This is a genomic window from Listeria rocourtiae FSL F6-920, assembly GCF_000525975.1.
Lineage (GTDB): Bacteria > Bacillota > Bacilli > Lactobacillales > Listeriaceae > Listeria_A > Listeria_A rocourtiae.
The window spans coordinates 66700-87510 of the sequence record NZ_AODK01000021.1 but is presented as its reverse complement, the minus strand read 5'-3'; the positions used below and the strand labels follow the sequence as shown (position 1 = coordinate 87510).

The window sequence follows — 20811 nt, the reverse complement described above, 5'->3', positions numbered from 1 at the left end:
CCTACTCACTCTAAATTATTTTCAATCCGCATTAAAATGTCCAAAAAGACACCTAATTCCGCTTCTGATATGCCCTTATAAAATTGTACACATGTCATTTCTACTACATTTCGAATCATCTGTACTTTCTGTCTACCTTCCATAGACAAAGATAATAAAGTAACCCGTCGATCCTTTTCATCGACTATTTTAACAATCAAATTTTTCCGAACTAGCACATCCATAATCCGATTCACAGTCGGTGCATCTTTTTCTACTAATTCTGCCACATGCTTCTGTGAAATCGGTGCCCTCTGATTCAACACATTCAAAACCGACCACTGCTCTGGCGTCACATCATACCGCTTCAACCCATGTTGCAAACCAAGGCTAGCCTTCCTAGCCACAACATTCATCCGAAAAGTAATACTATCATGAAAATCCCTCATATTTCATTCACCTCACAAAATAGTTGTTATGACAATAATATCATAAAAAAATATGATAACAGTAAATAACTGTTACCATATCTGAGTCTACAACTTATTTTTCACTATCCATAGCAAATTTACCAACAATCGCAGCTACTAAACCACCAACAATAGGTGCTACAATGAATACCCATAATTGAGATAAAGCTTCGCCACCTGCAAATAGAGCTGGACCGATACTACGAGCCGGGTTAACAGAAGTTCCTGTCAACGGAATGCCTAGTAAGTGAATTAAAACCAAAGTCAAACCGATAACTAAACCGGCAAAAGCAGGATTTCCTTTTTTACCAGTCACGACAATAATAACTAAAACAAATACGAAAGTTAAAATAGCTTCTACTAAGAATGCGCCGCCTGCACCGATATTTCCAAATCCATTTTGACCTAGGTTTTTAGTAGACATGTCGGAAAGATTTAAGAATGAAAGCAGTGTCACTGTACCAACAATTGCACCTGCAACTTGCGCTACAATATATCCTACTAACTCGCTACCTGAAATTCTTTTGTTTAAAAACATTGCAACGGAGACAGCTGGATTTACATGACATCCAGAAATAGTTCCAATGCTATACGCCATCGCAACGATTGACAAACCAAATGCCATCGCAATTCCAAGCGTTCCAATTCCTTCAATTCCGCCACCTAAAACAGCAGTCCCTGTGCCGAATAAGACCAAAACAAAAGTTCCGATAAATTCAGCAAATAATTTCTTACTCATGTGTTCTCCTCCTTTTGAAAATTACATACTTATTATATATACCTCTAAATCATTCAATTGTAAACCTTTATTTTTGTAATAATTTGTACATTCAATCCGAATTTAACGGTATTGACAAACAGAAGCGCTTACCTTAACGTAATGGTATATTATTATATTAATAATGGCGTTTCACGTGAAACATTTAATCGTCGATAGTAAAGGAGCTTAACATGGCAATTATTCAAGTAACATCTACTAATCCAGACTTTTCTTTCCTTATCAAAAAGAATCCCGAATCAGGCATGATGCTCCGACCAATGCGAAAAGGCATTGCGCATGGCTGGTATTCAGCACCAGACACATTTAACGTTTATTTTAAAGATGCAGACAACGAAATATCCTATAAGAAATACCGCGATGAAAAGTTTGAGTATCTTAATCTGTCTCGCTATAATTCAAATATTTTTCCATTAAATGCTCTTGGCGAATTCTTTGCCTTAAAAGAGCAAGATAGCCGTGATTTACCAGGTTTTACGCATCAATTCAAGATTAATATGCTTTATATTCGCCGGGTTCATTACGTGGAGTTCTTTCAAAAATATATGCCCGATTACACATTTGAAGTGGAACATCTTTCTGATAAAAACTGGGCTGTCACCATTTCTACCAAGTCTAGCCTATATGATTTGATTCATATTTCTAACCTGTTTTGCCTCTTCTTCGCAGGTTTCAGCCAAGAACATTTAGATATAACGGAAGATTTGCTCACAAAATACATTAAAAGTATCCAAATCACCGATCCGCCATTTTATATTCGAAATCTTTTCGTGCATAATTTCTTAACAACACACAAATTGTTTCATCAGTTTAAGGAACAATTAGAAATGACTGATCACTATGATATTCAATTCGATTTTGGCAGCACTGCTATTCAGAGAAGGAACTTTATTGCGAGTCAGCTGGCTTTTGACAAAGTGATTGTCGATATTGGATGTGGTGAAGGCTTTTATGCTATCCCCTTTGCAGAGAAGACGAAATTGGATTATTATGCAATCGATATTGACCCGGAAATGCTACTAATTACAAACAAAAAAGCCACAAAAAAAGCGCTAAATAATATTTTTACCTACTCCTCGCTGGACATATTCTTAGAAAATAACGCTGGTGAGCAGGTGGATGTTATTTTAACAGAAGTTATTGAGCATATGCCTACAAAAATGGCGAGAAAACTTATTCGGAAAATTGTGCAGCATATCGATTTTGCTACATTCATTATCACAACGCCAAACAGCGAGTTTAATACTTTTTACGGTTTGGAAGGTTTTCGGCATGACGATCATGATTGGGAAATGAGCACTGCTGAATTCCAAACTTGGCTCATTGAAATGATTGATGAAAAGATTGTCACAATTGAGTTTTATGCGATTGGTGATGCTGTTAATGGTATTCACACGACACAAGGCGCTATTTTAAGAAAAAAGGAGGTATAATATGGAATTAAAAACACAACTACACACTATTTTTATGCTCGTAGGCCCGACAGAATGCGGAAAATCATCATTTGCAAAAGAGATTCTAATACCTCAACTACAATTTTCAGAACCTAACAAGAACTTTCATGCAAACGTACAATATTTGCCTTCTGATGTGATTCGTCAAGAAATGTTAGGAAATGATTATGATAAATATGCCCAAATCATGCTCGAAGCGAGCGATCAAACTTTTGAACTGCTTTTCAAAAAACTAGATTTGGTCACAAAATTCCCTATTAACGCTGAATTTGTTATTTTAGACACGACAGGACTGACCGCTGATTTCCGCGAGAAGGTTCGTGAAACAGCTAAAGAAAATAATTATAATGTCGAGGTTATTCTTTTTGATTATCGTAATCGGAATGATTACTACACTAGTGAGCGCTCAAAAAAGTTGATTTCAAACCATGTTACGCGTTTAAAGAAGGAAATTTTACCAAATCTTGCACGTGAACAATATCACCACATTCATCGCATTCGAGCTAAAGATTTCACAAATTATGAAATCGAAGTCACGAACAGAGCCTTATTTCTTGAAACACTCCTACCTACAAACGAGGCTTATACGATGATTGGCGATGTTCATGAATGTGTCAGCGAATTAAAGGCACTTCTACTCAAATTGGGTTGTCAGATTGAAGACAATAAAATCAGCTATAGCCCTCATAAAATGATTCTTGTAGGTGATTGGATTGATAAAGGTAAGAATACACGTGAAATTACTGAATTTTTGTATGAAAACCAGCAACATTTCCTATTTGTACTTGGAAATCATGAAAACTTCGTGCATAAATACATTTTGGGCGAGATTAAGGGAGCAAATCAAGAAATTGTCGATAATTATTTTGACTCGATTCCAGATCTTGTTGCCGATCCCAAGCTATTTCGGAAATTTGAACAACTTTTCCATTTAGCACAGCCATTTTACCATTATATTGGCCATGAAACTGCTTCTTTTTATGTCACACATTCGCCGTGTCAAAATAAGTACATCGGCAAGCTGGATGGAAATTCGATGCGACATCAGCGGAATTTCCATTTAGATCGGACGCGACCCGTTCAGGAACAACTGACATTTTTAGAAAATGAAGCTGTGAATAATTATCCGTATCATATTTTCGGGCACGTTGCAGCAAAGCAAGCTTTTCGCGTTAAAAATAAGCTACATTTGGACACCGGGTGTGCCCATGGAAATGAATTAACTGCTGTGACTTTGAAATATCGGAAACCTATTTTTAAATCTATTCAATCAGCAAACCAACAACTAAACGGCGAACTCCCAACGCTTTTCAAACGAAAACAAAAAGTTCAGATTTCCGATTTAGATACAGAATCGTCAAGACGCCTCCACCACATTGCGGAGAACAAAATTAATTTTATCTCTGGAACCATGTCGCCCGCACCAAAAGACCTAGTAACAAATAATCTGGAATCCTTAGAAAAAGGCCTAGAATATTTCGCTAAAAAAGGGCTGTCACATGTTGTTCTCCAGCCCAAATACATGGGTTCACGCTGTAACATTTACTTGCATAAAAATACACGATTGAGTTTTGCGGTTAGCCGAAATGGCTATAAAATAACTCATATTGACTTGTCACCAATTTATCAATCTCTAAAACAGCGATTTTCAGAATATATGGCGCAAAATAAGATTCAAATGCTTATTCTAGACGGCGAACTTCTTCCATGGCAAGCGCTTGGCAAAGAGCTAATCGAAAAACAATTCCAACCAATCCAAACCGCGCTAGAAACTGAGCTAAATTTTTTGCAAGCTCACAATTTTGATGAAAATTTAGCACAGCTCATCACAGAATACAATGCCACTGACTTCGAAAACGACCAAACACGGCTCTCAAAAAAACAATTGACCGAAAAATATAGTTCACGAATCTATCAAAACTACAAGCCATTACATCAAATTAAGCAAACACACAAAAATGTAGCCCAACACAAAGAAGCGTTAGACATCTATAAACAACAACTAGGCATTTACGCAGTAGAGTCCGCGCTCGATTACAAAGCTTTTTCCCTACTAAAAATAATCTACCAAGACGGTACAGAACAAATTCCAGCATGGACAGCATCTGACATGTACAGCTTCCTAAATGATGACGCGTTCGTATTGCTAGATCTCACACAATCCGATTATCTCAACATCGCTGAGCAATATTTTGCAACTATGACGACAACAAACAAAATGGAAGGAATCGTTATAAAACCCGAACAGTTAAGCCCAGACATCGCGCCTTATATGAAGGTTCGCAATATGGACTATCTATCTATCATCTATGGCTATGACTTCCAATTTCCACATAAATTCAATAAATTAATCAAACAAAAAAGTATTAATAAAAAAACTAAAAACATCAATTAATGAGTGGTTTCTTGGTTCTAAATTACTAACAACAAGGTGGACAGACATTTCACCAACGAACAACCAATTCAATGAAACTGCAGCTAACTTGTTGTTTGAAGTTGAAAAAGAACGCGATATTGATCCACGTTTGTAACTGTTTCACATGAAACAAACAAGCTTCTCCGAATAACAGCACATCGGAGAAGCTTTTCATTAACCTTTTACAGGCTTAATTACGATATAACGATACGGTTCACGACCTTCAGAATGTGTTTCCACACGCTTGTCTTCGCTTAAAATAGCATGGATCGTTTTTCGTTCAAACGAAGGCATTGGCTCCAAATGAACAACTCGACGCGTCTTCACTGTTTTATCTGCCATTTTTTTTAGCCAATAAAGTCAATGTTTCATCACGACGTTCCCGGTAATCACCGATATTTACGACAACATTTTTGAATTGGGTCGTATCTTTATTAGCGATTAGTTGTGTCAAATATTGCAGTGCGTTTAGCGTTTGACCATGTTTTCCAATTAGCAAGCCTAAATTGTTTCCTGACACTTGAATACTGACTTCCTTACCTTTTTCAGAGACATCGACGGATACTTCCGCCCCCATTTTTGTAGCCACATCTTTCACGTACTGGACAGCGGTTTCGATTTGGTTATGCTTCTCGATGACCTTAACCATCGCGAGTCTAGAGCCAATTCCGAAAATACCTTTTTTGCCAGCATCTATGATTTCCACGTCTACTTTTTCCCGCGTTGTGCCTAAGTCCTTCAACGCGTTTTGAATTGCTTCTTCAACGGTTTGGCCTTGCGCAGTTATATCTCTCACTTTCTCTTCTTACCTCCCTTTTTAGATGCAGACATTGTTGCTGCTTTCTTTTTCAATCTTTCTTCTTCCTTCTTAGCTTCTTCCAATGCCTCAGCCTCGCGTTTAGCCTTAAACGGGTTGTTGATTATCATCGTCTGGAAAATCGTAAATATATTCCCGATAACCCAATAAAGTGCTAGTGCAGATGGCAAGCTGATACCTGCAAAAAGAATCATTAATGGCATAATGTAGATAATCATATTCATTGATTTATTTTGTTGTGTTTGACCCATCATCGACAATTTAGAAGAAACAAATGTCGTTAGTGCCGCTAATATTGGCAAAACGAAATACGGATCTTTGTCACCTAGTGTCATCCATAGAAAATCTTGTGTCTTGATTTGAGCTGTCCGGCTAATTGCTTGATAAAACCCAAGTAAAATTGGCATTTGAATTAGTAATGGCAAACAACCCATCATTGGATTTGCATTATTTTCTTGGTATAAACGCATTGTTTCTTGCTGTAATTTCTGTTTTGTTTCGTTATCTTTTGATTTGTATTTTTCTTGCAACTCTTTAATTTGTGGTTGCATCGCTGTCATTGCTTTTTGACTTTTTAGTTGTTTGATCATCAGTGGCATGATTAATAGTCTAATCACAACGGTTGTCATAATAATTCCCATTGCATAGTTACCGCCAAATAGTTCTGCAAACCAGATGATTACTTGTGATAATGGATAAACAATGTAGTGACTCCAAAATCCTGATGATTCTGATGTGATTGGATCTGTTGAAATACCACATCCCGCTAAAACTGCTAACAGCCCCATCAATAGCCCCGCTAAGAGCAACTTCTTCTTAAACTTCATTTTTTTATTCAAATAGTGCTACCTCCACTCTCCGCCTGTATTTTTCTCATGAAATTACTTTTTCTGTACCTGTTTCAAAACTCTTGATAATTTCAAAACATGTATCAAACTTTTTTTGATTTCATGAAAATCCATATTGGCCGCCGGTTTTCTGGCGATAATAATATAGTCATTCCCCTGAACGATTTGCTCATCCAGTTCATGAAAGGATTGCCTTATACATCGTTTAATACGATTTCGTACGACAGCGTTTCCAATTTTTTTACTCACAGAAAGTCCAATCCGAAAATGCGCCAAGTCTTCCCTTTTAAATATGTAAACGACAAATTGGCGATTTGCAAATGATTTTCCTTTTTTAAATACGCGTTGAAACTCATCATCTTTTTTAATGCGATATGCTTTTTTCATAAAATCTCCATCTTCTAATCAGATTATCTTTAACTAGACGTGCACCCCAGTTAATCTATCAGGATTTCTTATAGTAAAAAATGACTGATAGATTAACGGTTTACTCTGCTGAAATTAAAAAAAACCACTGAGTCTTTTTCAGTGGTCTACGCAGATAAAACTTTTCTTCCTTTACGGCGACGACTAGCTAAAACTCTACGTCCGTTTTTAGAACTCATACGTTGACGGAAACCATGTACTTTTTTTTCTTTTACGTTTACTTGGTTGGTATGTTCTTTTCATTTAATTACACCTCCTAAATTAAGGGCCTATTACAAATTTAATCGTATAGACAGTCTTAGACATTGTACAGAAATATATCCGATTTGTCAATGATACCACCGAACAAAGTAGAATATAGAAACTCTATCTTCCATAATACCATATTTTCAAATAGAGATATAGCTATTTTAAATTTTTTTCAAAGCCTCTTTCTTCTATACATGTGGATAATTATAAAAATATAGTAAAATCGCAGTAAAGTAACATTTTTTTTCTGTGGATAACTCTCTGATTAGATTAAAAGTTATTCACAATTAACGATAGTTATCCTCAATCTCTTGTGGATAACTATTTTTCTTGATTTTTTTTTATCCAGTCCTAGTTCACAAGTTATACACATGCCCATATCTTGTGGACATCTTTTCTCAACAACTTTATAAGTTTGTGGATAGAATTTGAAATCCCTTGCGATTGTGATGTTTTTCTGATATTATATCAATTGTCGAATAGAAATTTATTTGGGGATAACATTATTTATCCACAGTCGAGATTTACTTTGTGGATAACTTCTAAACAACCCCTGTATAACTTTATCCACGGCTCCATTCATCTGTGGATAACTTTTATGTTTAATGAAAAGGGGGGAACATAGTGCAAACAATGGAAGATATATGGAAAGAAACCTTGCGTATCGTAAAGCAAAATATGAGTAAACCAAGTTATGATACTTGGATGAAATCTACCACTGCCCATTCACTTGAAGGAAGTACATTTATTGTAACGGCACCTAATAATTTTGTTCGTGACTGGCTTGAAAAGAGTTATTCTCAGTTTATCGCAAACATTTTGCAAGAGATTACGGGAGAAAATTTTGACGTACGATTTATTGATGGCGAGCAAGATGAGGTATTTGATAATTATATTCCACCAAAACCGCGAAATTTAGATGAAGATTTGGATGAAGCAAATTCCAAACATATGCTAAATCCACGCTATGTTTTTGATACTTTTGTTATCGGATCTGGCAATCGTTTTGCCCATGCAGCCTCACTTGCAGTAGCCGAAGCACCGGCAAAAGCCTATAATCCACTCTTTATTTATGGTGGTGTTGGCCTTGGAAAAACGCATTTAATGCATGCTATTGGTCACTATGTTTTAGAGCATAAAACAAACGCCAAAGTCATGTATCTTTCCAGTGAGAAATTTACAAATGAGTTCATTAACTCTATTCGAGAAAATAAAGCGGAAGAATTTCGTAATAAATATCGTAATGTAGATGTACTTCTTATTGATGATATTCAATTTTTAGCCGGTAAAGAAGGAACACAGGAAGAGTTTTTCCATACATTTAATACGCTTTACGATGAGCAAAAACAAATTATTATTTCTAGTGATCGTCCACCAAAAGAGATTCCAACACTTGAGGATCGCTTACGCTCGCGCTTTGAGTGGGGGCTCATTACGGATATTACCCCACCTGATTTAGAGACACGGATTGCTATCTTGCGTAAAAAAGCCAAGGCAGATGGTCTGGATATTCCGAATGAAGTGATGCTCTATATTGCTAATCAGATTGACTCTAATATCAGGGAGCTTGAGGGCGCACTTATTCGTGTTGTTGCTTATTCGTCGCTTGTAAATAAAGATATTAATGCAAATCTAGCTGCAGAAGCTTTGAAAGAAATTATTCCAAATTCGCAATCTCATGTCATTCGGATTCCAGATATTCAGGAGGCTGTCGGCGAGTATTATCATGTTCGTTTAGAGGATTTCAAAGCGAAAAAACGGACAAAAAGTATTGCGTACCCTAGACAAATCGCAATGTATCTGTCTCGAGAGTTGACCGATGCGTCCCTACCGAAAATTGGAGAAGAATTTGGTGGCCGTGATCATACAACAGTAATTCATGCTCATGAAAAAATCTCCCAGTTATTAAAAACAGATCAAAATCTGAAAAATGATTTAGCTGAGATTGAGAAAAACTTGCGGAAACCACAAAGTTTGTTTTAAAAACGATATATTAGGCTCTTCAAATTATATTTTAAGGAGCCGAAATAGCGTATCCTCCATATTTAAAAATTGTGCATAGTGTGGATAACTGGAACATACTTATTAACAGGTTATCAACATGTGGAAAACTTTGAGGGAGATAGTCTTTCATATACTTATCCACAAATCCACAAGCCCTATTACTATTACTACGATTTTTTATTAATTAATTAAACATATTTTGATATAATGTTATACTTAGAAAAAGAAACTAAAAATGGGGGAATTCTCATGAAATTTATAATTCAGCGTAATCGTCTTGTTCAAGCAGTAAATGAAGTGACGCGTGCTATTTCTTCAAGAACTACGATTCCAATTTTAACGGGGATAAAAATCACTGTGAATGATGAAGGTGTTACATTAACTGGTAGTGATTCAGATATTTCGATTGAAGCTTTTATACCACTTATTGAAAATGATGAGATTTTAGTAGAGGTTGAGAGTTTCGGTGGCATTGTTTTACAAGCTAATTATTTCAGTGATATCGTTCGTCGTTTACCTGATGATAGCGTAGAACTTGAAGTGACAACAAATTATCAAACCAATATTCGTTCTGGGCAAGCATCGTTTAACTTGATTGGACTTGATCCAGCAGAATATCCTAAATTACCAGAAGTCACAGCTGGAAAAAGTATTCAAATCCCAATTTCTGTACTTAAAAATATTATCAGACAAACTGTTTTTGCAGTATCAGCCATTGAAGTTCGACCTGTTTTAACTGGTGTGAACTGGATGATAAAAAATAACGTACTTACAGCTGTAGCAACAGATAGTCATCGATTGGCTTTACGTGAGATTCCATTAACTACAGAAATTGAAGAGGAATATAATATTGTGATTCCTGGAAAAAGTTTATCTGAATTGAATAAAATCCTTGATGAAGGCACAGAATCGCTTGAGATGGTGCTTGCTAACAATCAAATTTTATTCAAACTAAAAGATTTACTGTTCTATTCTCGTCTTTTAGAAGGTAGCTATCCTGATACTTCGCGTCTTATTCCGACTGAAACCAAATCGGATCTTGTTATTAACGCGAAATCATTTTTACAAGCAATTGATCGTGCTTCCCTGCTTGCTCGTGAAAATCGCAATAATGTGATTAAATTAATGACTTTAGAAAACGGCCAGGTTGAAGTGTCTTCTAATTCGCCTGAGGTTGGGAATGTTTCTGAGAAAGTTTTTAGTCAAAGCTTTACTGGTGAGGAATTAAAGATTTCATTTAACGGGAAATATATGATGGATGCATTGCGCGCTTTTGATGGTGCAGATATTCAAATTTCTTTCTCTGGAACGATGCGTCCGTTCGTATTACGCCCTAAAGATGCGGAAAATCCAAATGAAATTTTGCAACTGATTACACCAGTTCGTACGTACTAAAAATAATAACTATGCCTGCTCAGTGAAAATTGGGCGGGTTTTGTGTTTTCCATACATACCAAGGGGGTGCCAGGAATTGATTAAAGATATGACTATCGGTAATCCTACGAAAACCATTTTTTTATTTCGCAATGCCAATGTTGCTTGGGAATTTGTTTCAGCAGTTTTATGTGATGGTAGATGCGATGATTGTCGGAAAATTTGTTGGTGTAAATGCTCTTGCTGCTGTTGGAGCGACAAATGCGATTAATTTCTTTTTTTTTATCGCTTGTAATTGGCTTGATGACAGGTGTTTCAGTTGTTGTTGCACAATATTTTGGTTTTCAAGATTTTAAACGATTAAAACGAGTATTGGCAACAGCTAGCATTATGATTGTTTCAGTGTCGCTTGCGCTAACGGTTATCGGGATTTTATTTGCGAAACCATTGTTGTTGCTTTTAGGAACCCCCACGGAAATTGTGAACGATTCTTTGCTTTTTGTAACAATTCTATTCATTGGGATACTGCCAACTGGAGTTTATAACGGAGTTGCAGCGATTTTACGGGCTTTTGGAAACTCCATTACACCGCTTTATTTTCTAATTATCTCTTCATTACTTAATATTGCGTTAAGTTTTCTTTTTGTTGTTGGTTTTAATATGGGAGTTGCTGGTGCTGCTTGGGCTACTGTTTGTAGTCAGCTTGTTTCCGCGATTCTCTGCATTATTTACAGCTATCGTAAAATTCCATATATGCGTTTAAAAAAAAAATGATATTCATTTTGATCGCACGATTTTTAAAGAAATTTTCCGAATTGCCTTTCCTTCAGCATTACAAGGTTCTTTTATTTCAATCGGGAATATGGCGATTCAAGGGCTAATAAATAGTTTTGGCGCGACAGTGGTTGCTGCATATACAGCTGCGAGTAGGATTGATTCACTTACTTACCAACCGGGGATTGCGTTTGGTGCCGCTTCTTCAATGTTCGCAGGTCAAAATATAGGGGCTGGAAAAATTGATCGTGTTAAACAAGGCTTTTGGTCTGGGATAAAAGTAGTGACAATTGTCAGCTTAGGAATTACTGTATTAGTACAGCTGTTTGCGCATCAATTTTTAACACTGTTTTTGGATAGCTCAGCAACTGAAGCGCTATCCATCGGAACTGGTTATTTAAAAATTGTATCGCTATTTTATGTTGTCGTTGGGATTTTGTTTGTTGTACGTGAAACCTTGCGAGGAACTGGTGATGCGCTTGTTCCACTTTGGATGGGTATTTTTGAATTGTTGGCTCGACTTGCGATTGGTTTTATTTTGTCGCAATTTTTGGGATATATGGGCTTATGGTGGGCAACACCAGCAGCTTGGGTTAGTGCGACGATGCTTGGATTATGGCGTTATAAATCAGGTCGATGGATGCGAAAAGCTGTTATCAAGAAGGAACTATAGTAGAATAGGAAGTAGAGAGTAAAAATAAAGGAGTAGAATAGATGATTATTAGAAAGTTGCCTTTTGATATGTGGGAAAAGGCCTCAGAGATTAGTGTTTTTCGAGAACAAAAGGCATTTGTTGATTCGGTAGCGGATTCATTAATGCGAATTGCGGATGAACCCGATGATTCAAAGCTTGTATATAACCCCTACGGTATTTACTCGGAGAAAGAGTTAGTAGGCTTTATTTTGTACACCTTTGAGGAAGATTCGAAGGATAACCATTGGATTTCAGGTTTTGCGATAGATAAAGATTATCAGCATCAAGGTTTAGGTCGCCGTGCAATTGAGCAATTGGTTGATTTTGTATTTGTAAAAAATCCAGAGAGCATCGAAGTCAAGGTTGCAGTATCTTTAGAAGATGAAGTTTCGAAAAATCTATTTATGTCGATTGGATTTAAAGATGCTGGATGGAAAAAGGAAAACAGGGAAGTTTTATGCTTTAAGAACAAAAATCCACTGAGAAGCCCCATATTTATTTATAAGCCAAAATAATATCCCCCTATTAGTTTTATTTAAATTGGCTAAAAAACGCATATATAAATAATTTCGTTGTATTCTGGTCGATTTTCTAGTAAAATAGAGGAATAGGTCTTATTCAGATTGGGCGTGAAAAAAATGGCAGAAAGTATTAAAATTAACACTGAATTTATTACACTGGGACAGTTGCTCCAAATGATGGATGTTATATCAAGCGGTGGTATGGCAAAAGCGTATTTAAGCGAGCACATGGTGTATATAAATGGAGAAGAGGATAATCGTCGCGGTCGTAAATTACGAAACGGTGATGTAGTCTTAGTTCCTGGTGAGGGGAAAGTCCAGATCCAACAAGGCTGATCAAAGAAGGATAAGGGATTATATGCATTTAGAGAATCTAGTATTGCGCCAATTTCGTAATTACAAAGAACAGGAATTGACATTTGATAATAAGATCAATGTTTTTTTAGGCGAAAATGCGCAAGGTAAGACTAATCTTTTGGAATCAATTTTATTACTTGCAGTTGCGAAATCACATCGGACGACGAATGACAAGGATTTTATCAGTTGGGAGGCTGAATCTGCGAAAATCGAAGGACGTGTTGAAAAGCATGGACAATCAGTTCCGCTAGAGTTAACGCTGACACAAAAAGGCAAGAAAGCTAAGGTTAACCATTTAGAACAGAAGAAGCTAAGCCAATATGTCGGGAATTTGAATGTGGTCATGTTCGCACCTGAGGATTTATCACTTGTAAAAGGTGCTCCGGGTGTGAGAAGGCGCTTTATCAACATGGAAATTGGCCAAATGCAGCCGGTTTACCTACATGATCTGAGTCAGTATCAGCGTATTTTGCAACAACGTAATCATTTTTTGAAGCAAGCACAAATCAAACGCAAACACGATTCAACGATGTGGCAAATTTTAACAGAGCAATTTATCGAAGTAGCGGTGAAATTGACGAAACGTCGAGCAGATTTTATCAAAAGGTTGGAACAATTCGCAGTTCCAATCCATTTTGAAATTTCGCGTGAGTTAGAGCATTTGAAATTGGAATATAAGCCATCTGTGGAACTTGAGGGTTCAGATACGGCGGAATGGCAAGCGAATTTATATAAAAAAATGGAATCCATTGCCCAAAGAGAAATTGATCGAGGTGTGACGCTGATAGGTCCACATCGAGATGATCTCTTCTTTTATGTCAACGATCAAAACGTACAGGTGTTTGGTTCACAGGGCCAACAGAGAACCACAGCGCTTTCCGTGAAACTTGCGGAAATTGATTTGATTTTTGAAGAAACTGGTGAATATCCGATTTTGTTGCTGGATGATGTTCTTAGTGAGTTGGATGATTTTAGGCAGTCTCATTTGTTGGCAGCGATTCAAGGCAAGGTGCAAACGTTTGTAACGACAACTAGTATTGACGGTATCGATCATGTAACGCTAAACGATGCAACAACATTTTGGGTGGAAAAAGGAATGGTAACGAAGAAATAGTATCAAAATATAGTTTTGTAAACGGATAAGAAAGCGCGGTGGAATATTAGATGTCTGAGGAAAATATAACGAATGTGCAAGGAAATGCGGATGAGTATAGTGATGATCAGATTCAAGTCTTGGAAGGTTTAGAGGCTGTTCGTAAAAGACCGGGTATGTATATCGGATCTACGAGCCAACGTGGTTTGCATCACTTGGTTTGGGAAATTGTAGATAATAGTATTGATGAGGCTTTGGCTGGATTTTGTACAGAAATCGAGATTACGATTGAAAAGGATAATAGTATCACGGTTCGCGATAACGGCCGTGGAATCCCAACAGGAATTAATGAGAAAGTTGGACGCCCAACTGTAGAAGTTATTTTTACGGTACTGCATGCCGGCGGTAAGTTTGGTGGTGGCGGGTACAAGGTTTCTGGTGGTTTGCATGGTGTAGGTGCTTCTGTTGTTAATGCTTTGTCTACAGACCTAGAAGTGCAGGTTCACCGTGATGGTACACAGTATTACCAACGTTTTGAGCGTGGAGATGTTGTGATGGACTTGGAAGAACGCGGTGAGTCTGATTATCGCGGAACGATTGTCCATTTTACGCCAGATCCAGAAATTTTCAAAGAAACGACGGATTTTGAGTATGAAACACTTAGAACGCGTACAAGAGAGCTTGCTTTCTTGAACCGTGGTTTGCAAATTTCAATTGAAGATAAGCGCAATGGGCAAGAGCAACGCCAAGAGTATCATTACGAAGGCGGCATTAAGTCTTATGTGGAGCATTTAAACCGTTCTAAAGAAATTATCCATGAGGAGCCTATTTACATTGAGGGCGAACGTGATGGCATCATGGTTGAAGTTTCAATGCAATATAATACTGGTTTTTCAAGTAATATTATCTCTTTTGCGAATAATATCCATACGTATGAGGGGGGAACGCATGAATCAGGCTTTAAAACAGCTTTAACTCGTGTTATTAATGACTATGCCCGAAGAAATAAATTATTTAAAGATAGCGATGATAATTTGTCTGGTGAAGATGTGCGTGAAGGGTTAACAGCGATTATTTCGATTAAGCATCCTGACCCACAATTTGAAGGACAAACGAAAACGAAGCTAGGAAATTCTGAGGCACGTACAATCACGGATAAATTGTTTGCAGCGGCTTTAGATAAGTTCTTAATGGAAAACCCTACAGTTGCCAAAAAAATCGTAGAAAAAGGGGTTGTTGCTAGTCGCGCGCGTCTTGCAGCTAAACGTGCGCGTGAAGTGGCACGGAAATCGAGCGGATTAGAAATTTCGAGCCTTCCTGGAAAATTGGCCGATTGTTCATCAAGAAATCCTGCTATTAGTGAACTTTATATCGTAGAGGGTGACTCTGCCGGTGGTTCTGCTAAACAAGGTCGTGATCGACTATTCCAAGCGATTCTTCCAATTCGTGGTAAAATTTTAAACGTTGAAAAAGCACGTTTGGACAAAATTTTGGCGAATGAGGAGATTCGGACGATTTTCACTGCAATGGGAACTGGTTTTGGTGGCGATTTCGATGTTGCGAAGGCACGTTATCATAAGTTGATTATTATGACCGATGCGGATGTTGATGGTGCGCATATCCGAACATTGTTGTTGACGTTATTTTATCGTTATATGCGTCCGTTGGTAGATGCTGGATATATTTATATCGCACAGCCACCACTTTATCAGATTAAGCATGGTAAAATGCAGGAGTATGTTTATAGTGATAATCAATTAGACGATTATTTGGCGACATTAGAAGCAGACACAAAATATAGTATTCAGCGTTATAAAGGTTTGGGAGAGATGAACCCTGAACAATTGTGGGATACAACGATGAATCCTGAACATCGTACATTGCTTCAAGTGAATATTGATGATGCTATTGCAGCGGATGAAACGTTTGAGACGCTTATGGGGGATAACGTGGAACCGCGTCGTAAGTTCATTGAAGATAATGCGCAGTACGTCAAAAACCTCGACGTCTAAAGTCTCCCAGATCGCCAGCAAACGCTCATCTGCGTTGTTAAAGGTTCCGTTCCGGTGCTCTTCTACGCTGTGCTTCGCATAACTTCCTACATGGTCGGAGATGAGACTCCCTCCCTGTTTTCAGTTGATGTACAGGTCGTACACTCCGCTCCGGTACTCGCCTTTGCCTAGCAGCTAAGCATTTGCTGGCGCTCTGGGGTTTCCCGTTTCAAGTCGGAAAACTTAGAGATTAAGAGATTTAAGATAAATATTTTTATATTTCCCGGGAAATAATGATGGGGAATACATATTATTGGGTTGTAATTTGAAGGAGGTTTCTTGAAAAATGTCAGAAACACCAGAGTCAAGAGTGACGGAAATCAATTTGAATAAAGAGATGCGTACTTCTTTTCTAGATTATGCGATGAGTGTTATTGTGGCTCGTGCTCTTCCGGATGTTAGAGATGGCTTGAAACCTGTACATCGTCGTATTTTGTATGCGATGAATGATCTTGGGATGACATCTGATAAGGCCTATAAGAAGTCTGCACGTATTGTTGGTGAAGTTATTGGTAAGTATCATCCTCATGGTGATACGGCGGTTTACTTTACAATGGTTCGGATGGCACAAGATTTTAGTTACCGAAATATGCTTGTTGATGGACACGGTAACTTTGGATCTGTGGATGGAGATATGGCAGCTGCGATGCGTTATACTGAGGCTAGAATGTCTAAGATTTCGATGGAACTTTTGCGTGATATTAATAAAGATACGATTGATTACGTGGACAACTATGATGGTTCGGAGCGGGAGCCTAATATTTTGCCGGCCCGTTTCCCTAATTTGCTTGTGAACGGTTCATCTGGTATTGCAGTTGGGATGGCAACAAATATTCCAACGCATCATCTTGGTGAGGTTATTGATGGTGTTCTTGCACTGAGTCATAATCCTGACATTGAAATTCGTGAGTTGATGGAACATATTCCTGGTCCTGATTTTCCTACTGCTGGAATGATTATGGGGCGTTCGGGAATTCGCCGTGCTTATGAAACAGGCCGTGGTTCCATTACGCTTCGAGCTCGTGTAGAGATTGAGACAAAGAGCAATGGAAAAGAAACGATTGTTATTACGGAGTTACCGTATCAAGTTAATAAAGCTCGTTTGTTAGAGCGTATTGCTGAACTGGCGCGTGAGAAGAAAATTGACGGTATTACTTCTGCAAATGATGAGTCGGATCGTACTGGTATGCGTATGGTTATTGAGGTGCGTCGTGATGTAAGTGCCAGCGTTATTATTAATAACTTGTATAAAATGACAGCTTTGCAGACGACTTTCGGTATTAATATGCTTGCACTTGTTGAGAACCATCCAAAAGTGCTGAATTTAAAAGAAATTTTATATCATTATTTAGAGCATCAAAAAATCGTTATTCGCCGTCGTACGGAATTTGAATTACGAAAAGCTGAGGCTCGTGCTCATATTTTGGAAGGTTTGCGAATTGCGCTTGATAACATTGATGCAGTAATCACATTAATCCGCGCTTCAAAAACAGCAGATGTTGCCAAGGAAGGCTTGATGACTCAATTTAACCTTTCTGATAAGCAGGCACAAGCAATTCTTGATATGCGTCTGCAGCGTTTAACTGGTTTGGAACGTGATAAGATTGAGGATGAGTTTAATACTTTGATGGCTCTGATTACGGATCTAAAAGAAATTTTAGGAAACGATGAGCGTATTTTAGAAATTATTCGTGAGGAATTAACAGAGATTAAAGAGAAATATGCTGACAAACGTCGCACGGAAATTTTAGCAGGTGATTTGGTCAGTTTGGAAGATGAGGATTTGATCCCGGAAGAAGAAGTCGCGATTACGCTTACGAATAAAGGCTATATTAAGCGTCTGCCGCTTTCGACTTATCGTAGCCAGCGTCGTGGTGGTCGTGGTGTGCAAGGAATGGGTACGCACGAAGATGATTTTGTAGAACATCTAGTTGCTACTAGTACGCATGATACGCTACTGTTCTTTACGAATACTGGGAAAGTTTACCGAGCGAAAGGGTATGAAATTCCTGAGTATAGCCGAACTGCAAAAGGGATTCCAATCATCAACTTACTAGGTATCGAAAGCCAGGAAAAAGTGAATGCCGTGATTAATTTGCGCGAGTTCACTGATGATCAGTATCTGTTCTTTACAACAAAGCTTGGCGTTGTGAAGCGTAGTACGTTGACGCAATTCGCGAAGATACGCCAAAGTGGTTTGCGTGCTGTAGAACTTCGTGAAAATGATGAATTGATTTCTGTGCAAATGACAGATGGTAGCAAGAAAATCATTATCGGAACGAAATTTGGGCAATCGATTTACTTTGAGGAGACTGATATTCGCGTCATGGGTCGTACAGCGGCTGGTGTGCGTGGTATTCGTCTTCGTGAAGAGGATGAGGTTGTTGGTATGGAAATCCTTGAAGATGATGAGAAAGTCCTTGTCGTAACGGAGAATGGTTATGGGAAGCAAACACTAGCCAGTCAGTATCCACTTCGTAACCGTGGCGGTATGGGTGTAAAAACGATTAATATCACGGAGAAAAACGGAAATCTGGTCGCTCTGAAAACTGTCACTGGTGAAGAGGACTTGATGCTGATGACAATTGGTGGCGTTTTGATTAGGTTCTCGGTTGGTGATATTTCTCAAACAGGCCGTAGCGCGATGGGAGTTAAACTGATTCGTTTAGATGAAGATGAATTTGTTGCAACTGTCGCAAAAGTGCCGAAAGAAGAAGAAGAATTTGTGGATGAAGAATCCGCTGATGGTGCAGTAGTTGCTCCAGGTGAAGGTGCATCCATTGAAAATCTAGAAATGGATGGCACAGAAGAATAATAGAATGGGACAATAAGTTTTTTAATAAGCTTATTGTCCTTTTTTGTGTGGATAACTAAATAAATTCGGATGAAACTATTGTTATTCACATGTGGATAAGTTAAAATAAGGGATGAGATATTTTTAAACTATTGAAAATCTAAATATGTGGATAACTTTTTTTAATAATTATATAACCAATCATTATTAGCTTTGGTGAAAGCGGAGCAAATGTTGATGATATGCACAGGTCATGTGCCAAAATTTATTCGAGTAGGAAATCGGACTTTTTCGTGAGCTGATTTTTCCTAGGAAGGTGAGGGTAAAGAATGGAATTTGATACAATTGCTGCAATCTCAACACCGCCAGGCGAGGGAGCCATAGCTATTATTCGTTTGAGCGGTGATGAGGCGATTCAAGTAGCGGATCGCATTTTTTGTGCGCAGAAACCACTGAATGAGATGGAAAGCCATACGATACACTATGGGCATATTATAGACCCAAGTACAGGAGAGACAGTCGAGGAGGTCATGGCTACCGTAATGCGTGCGCCGCGGACATTTACTAGGGAAGATGTGGTTGAAATTAATGCGCATGGTGGGATTGTTTCTGTGAACCGTGTGTTGCAATTATTGCTTAGATATGGAGCAAAATTGGCGGAACCAGGAGAGTTTACGAAACGAGCTTTTTTAAATGGACGGATTGATTTGTCGCAAGCCGAGGCTGTGATGGATTTGATTCGTGCGAAAACAGATCGAGCGATGGGTGTTGCGTTGCAGCAAATGGATGGCAGTTTGTCACGTTTGATTAGAAATTTGAGACAGGAAATTTTAGATGCTTTGGCGCAAGTCGAAGTGAATATAGATTATCCAGAATATGATGATGTGGAAGAGATGACACAACGGATGTTGGTGGAAAAGGCGCAATTGGTGCGGGCTTCTGTGGAACAGTTGTTATTGACGGCACAGCAGGGCAAAATTTTGCGTGAGGGACTGGCGACAGCGATTATTGGTCGACCGAATGTTGGCAAATCATCGCTTTTAAATCAGCTTATTCAGGAGGAAAAGGCAATTGTGACCGATATTGCGGGGACGACTCGTGATATTATTGAGGAGTATGTGAATGTTCGAGGGGTGCCGTTACGCCTAATTGATACAGCAGGAATTCGTGAAACAGAAGATATTGTTGAAAAAAATTGGCGTGGAACGATCGCGCAAAGCTTTGCAGGAAGCAGATTTTATTTTGCTAGTTTTGAATCAGAATGAGTCGCTCAGTGTGGAAGACGAAGCTTTGTTTGAGGCGGTCAAGGGACATAATTTTGTAGTTGTTTTGAATAAAACAGATTTGATGCAAAATATCGATGTAGCAAGGGTTCGGGAGCTTGCTAAGGATAATCCAGTTGTCGAGACGTCGCTTGTGAATGATGCGGGAATTACGCAGCTCGAACTTGCGATTAAGGATTTATTTTTTGCGGGTGAAATTGATGCTGGGGATGCGACATATGTTTCAAACGCACGTCATATTGCGCTTTTGCATGAGGCAATTGGAGCTATTGAGGCAGTTATTGATGGCGTGGAAGCTGGAATGCCGGTGGATATTGTTCAGATTGATATGACGAGAGCTTGGGATTTGCTTGGTGAAATTATCGGTGAATCGGTTCAAGATGAGTTACTGGATCAGTTATTTAATCAATTTTGTTTAGGAAAGTGATG

General features: G+C 38.2%; 13 protein-coding genes and 4 pseudogenes. 11 read left to right on the top strand and 6 right to left on the bottom strand.

Translation table 11 applies throughout. The features are described from left to right. Positions 1-5: 5 nt before the first annotated feature. Positions 6-428: a MarR family winged helix-turn-helix transcriptional regulator gene (locus PROCOU_RS08125; RefSeq protein WP_036071316.1), complete on the bottom strand. Its 423-nt coding sequence runs from the start codon at positions 426-428 to the stop codon at positions 6-8. Positions 429-522: 94 nt separating this feature from the next. Then, positions 523-1188: an aquaporin gene (locus tag PROCOU_RS08120; RefSeq protein ID WP_036071312.1), complete on the bottom strand. Its 666-nt coding sequence runs from the start codon at positions 1186-1188 to the stop codon at positions 523-525. A 212-nt stretch (positions 1189-1400) separates the two neighbouring features. On the opposite strand from PROCOU_RS08120, the gene PROCOU_RS08115 reads away from it, so the two are divergent. Continuing rightward, entirely contained in the window at positions 1401-2660 is a 1260-nt protein-coding gene (locus PROCOU_RS08115) for a class I SAM-dependent methyltransferase (RefSeq protein WP_036071310.1), read from the top strand. 1 nt (position 2661) lies between these two features. Then, positions 2662-5076, top strand: coding sequence for a metallophosphoesterase (locus PROCOU_RS08110; RefSeq protein ID WP_341871252.1), 2415 nt, complete (start codon positions 2662-2664; stop codon positions 5074-5076). A gap of 195 nt (positions 5077-5271) precedes the next feature. Here PROCOU_RS08110 and jag read toward each other — a convergent pair. The 4 genes and pseudogenes from jag to rpmH form a co-directional block, all read right to left on the bottom strand. After that, positions 5272-5893: pseudogene (gene jag / locus PROCOU_RS08105) on the bottom strand (RNA-binding cell elongation regulator Jag/EloR). After that, positions 5890-6753 carry a membrane protein insertase YidC gene (yidC, locus tag PROCOU_RS08100; RefSeq protein WP_036071307.1) on the bottom strand — a complete coding sequence of 288 codons (864 nt, stop codon included), beginning with the start codon at positions 6751-6753 and terminating at the stop codon, positions 5890-5892. Before yidC ends, jag begins: the two are co-directional and overlap by 4 nt. Positions 6754-6795: 42 nt before the next feature. Beyond that, positions 6796-7149 (bottom strand): ribonuclease P protein component, encoded by a 354-nt coding sequence (gene rnpA, locus PROCOU_RS08095; protein ID WP_036071305.1) that lies wholly within the window; start codon positions 7147-7149, stop codon positions 6796-6798. A 146-nt stretch (positions 7150-7295) separates the two neighbouring features. Continuing rightward, a pseudogene (gene rpmH, locus PROCOU_RS17140) lies at positions 7296-7431 on the bottom strand (50S ribosomal protein L34). 630 nt (positions 7432-8061) lie between these two features. On the opposite strand from rpmH, the gene dnaA reads away from it, so the two are divergent. The 9 genes and pseudogenes from dnaA (at position 8062) to mnmE (ending at position 20809) form a co-directional block, all read left to right on the top strand. Next, positions 8062-9420 carry a chromosomal replication initiator protein DnaA gene (gene dnaA, locus PROCOU_RS08090; RefSeq protein WP_036071303.1) on the top strand — a complete coding sequence of 453 codons (1359 nt, stop codon included), beginning with the start codon at positions 8062-8064 and terminating at the stop codon, positions 9418-9420. Between the two features lie 270 nt (positions 9421-9690). Further along, on the top strand, positions 9691-10836 hold the full coding sequence (gene dnaN / locus PROCOU_RS08085; RefSeq protein WP_036071302.1) for a DNA polymerase III subunit beta: 1146 nt from the start codon (positions 9691-9693) through the stop codon (positions 10834-10836). A 76-nt stretch (positions 10837-10912) separates the two neighbouring features. Continuing rightward, positions 10913-12262 (top strand): annotated as a pseudogene (locus PROCOU_RS08080) (MATE family efflux transporter). Between the two features lie 41 nt (positions 12263-12303). Next, entirely contained in the window at positions 12304-12798 is a 495-nt protein-coding gene (locus PROCOU_RS08075; RefSeq protein ID WP_036071300.1) for a GNAT family N-acetyltransferase, read from the top strand. A 123-nt stretch (positions 12799-12921) separates the two neighbouring features. Then, a complete protein-coding gene (yaaA, locus tag PROCOU_RS08070) occupies positions 12922-13140 on the top strand; it encodes a S4 domain-containing protein YaaA (RefSeq protein ID WP_036071336.1) in 219 nt (72 codons plus the stop codon). A 22-nt stretch (positions 13141-13162) separates the two neighbouring features. Beyond that, on the top strand, positions 13163-14275 hold the full coding sequence (gene recF, locus PROCOU_RS08065; protein WP_036071297.1) for a DNA replication/repair protein RecF: 1113 nt from the start codon (positions 13163-13165) through the stop codon (positions 14273-14275). A 50-nt stretch (positions 14276-14325) separates the two neighbouring features. Further along, positions 14326-16266, top strand: a complete 1941-nt coding sequence (gene gyrB, locus PROCOU_RS08060; protein WP_036071294.1) for a DNA topoisomerase (ATP-hydrolyzing) subunit B — start codon at positions 14326-14328, stop codon at positions 16264-16266. Between the two features lie 325 nt (positions 16267-16591). Beyond that, positions 16592-19120 carry a DNA gyrase subunit A gene (gene gyrA, locus PROCOU_RS08055; RefSeq protein WP_036071290.1) on the top strand — a complete coding sequence of 843 codons (2529 nt, stop codon included), beginning with the start codon at positions 16592-16594 and terminating at the stop codon, positions 19118-19120. A gap of 308 nt (positions 19121-19428) precedes the next feature. Then, positions 19429-20809, top strand: a pseudogene (gene mnmE, locus PROCOU_RS08050) (tRNA uridine-5-carboxymethylaminomethyl(34) synthesis GTPase MnmE). Positions 20810-20811 lie beyond the last annotated feature (2 nt).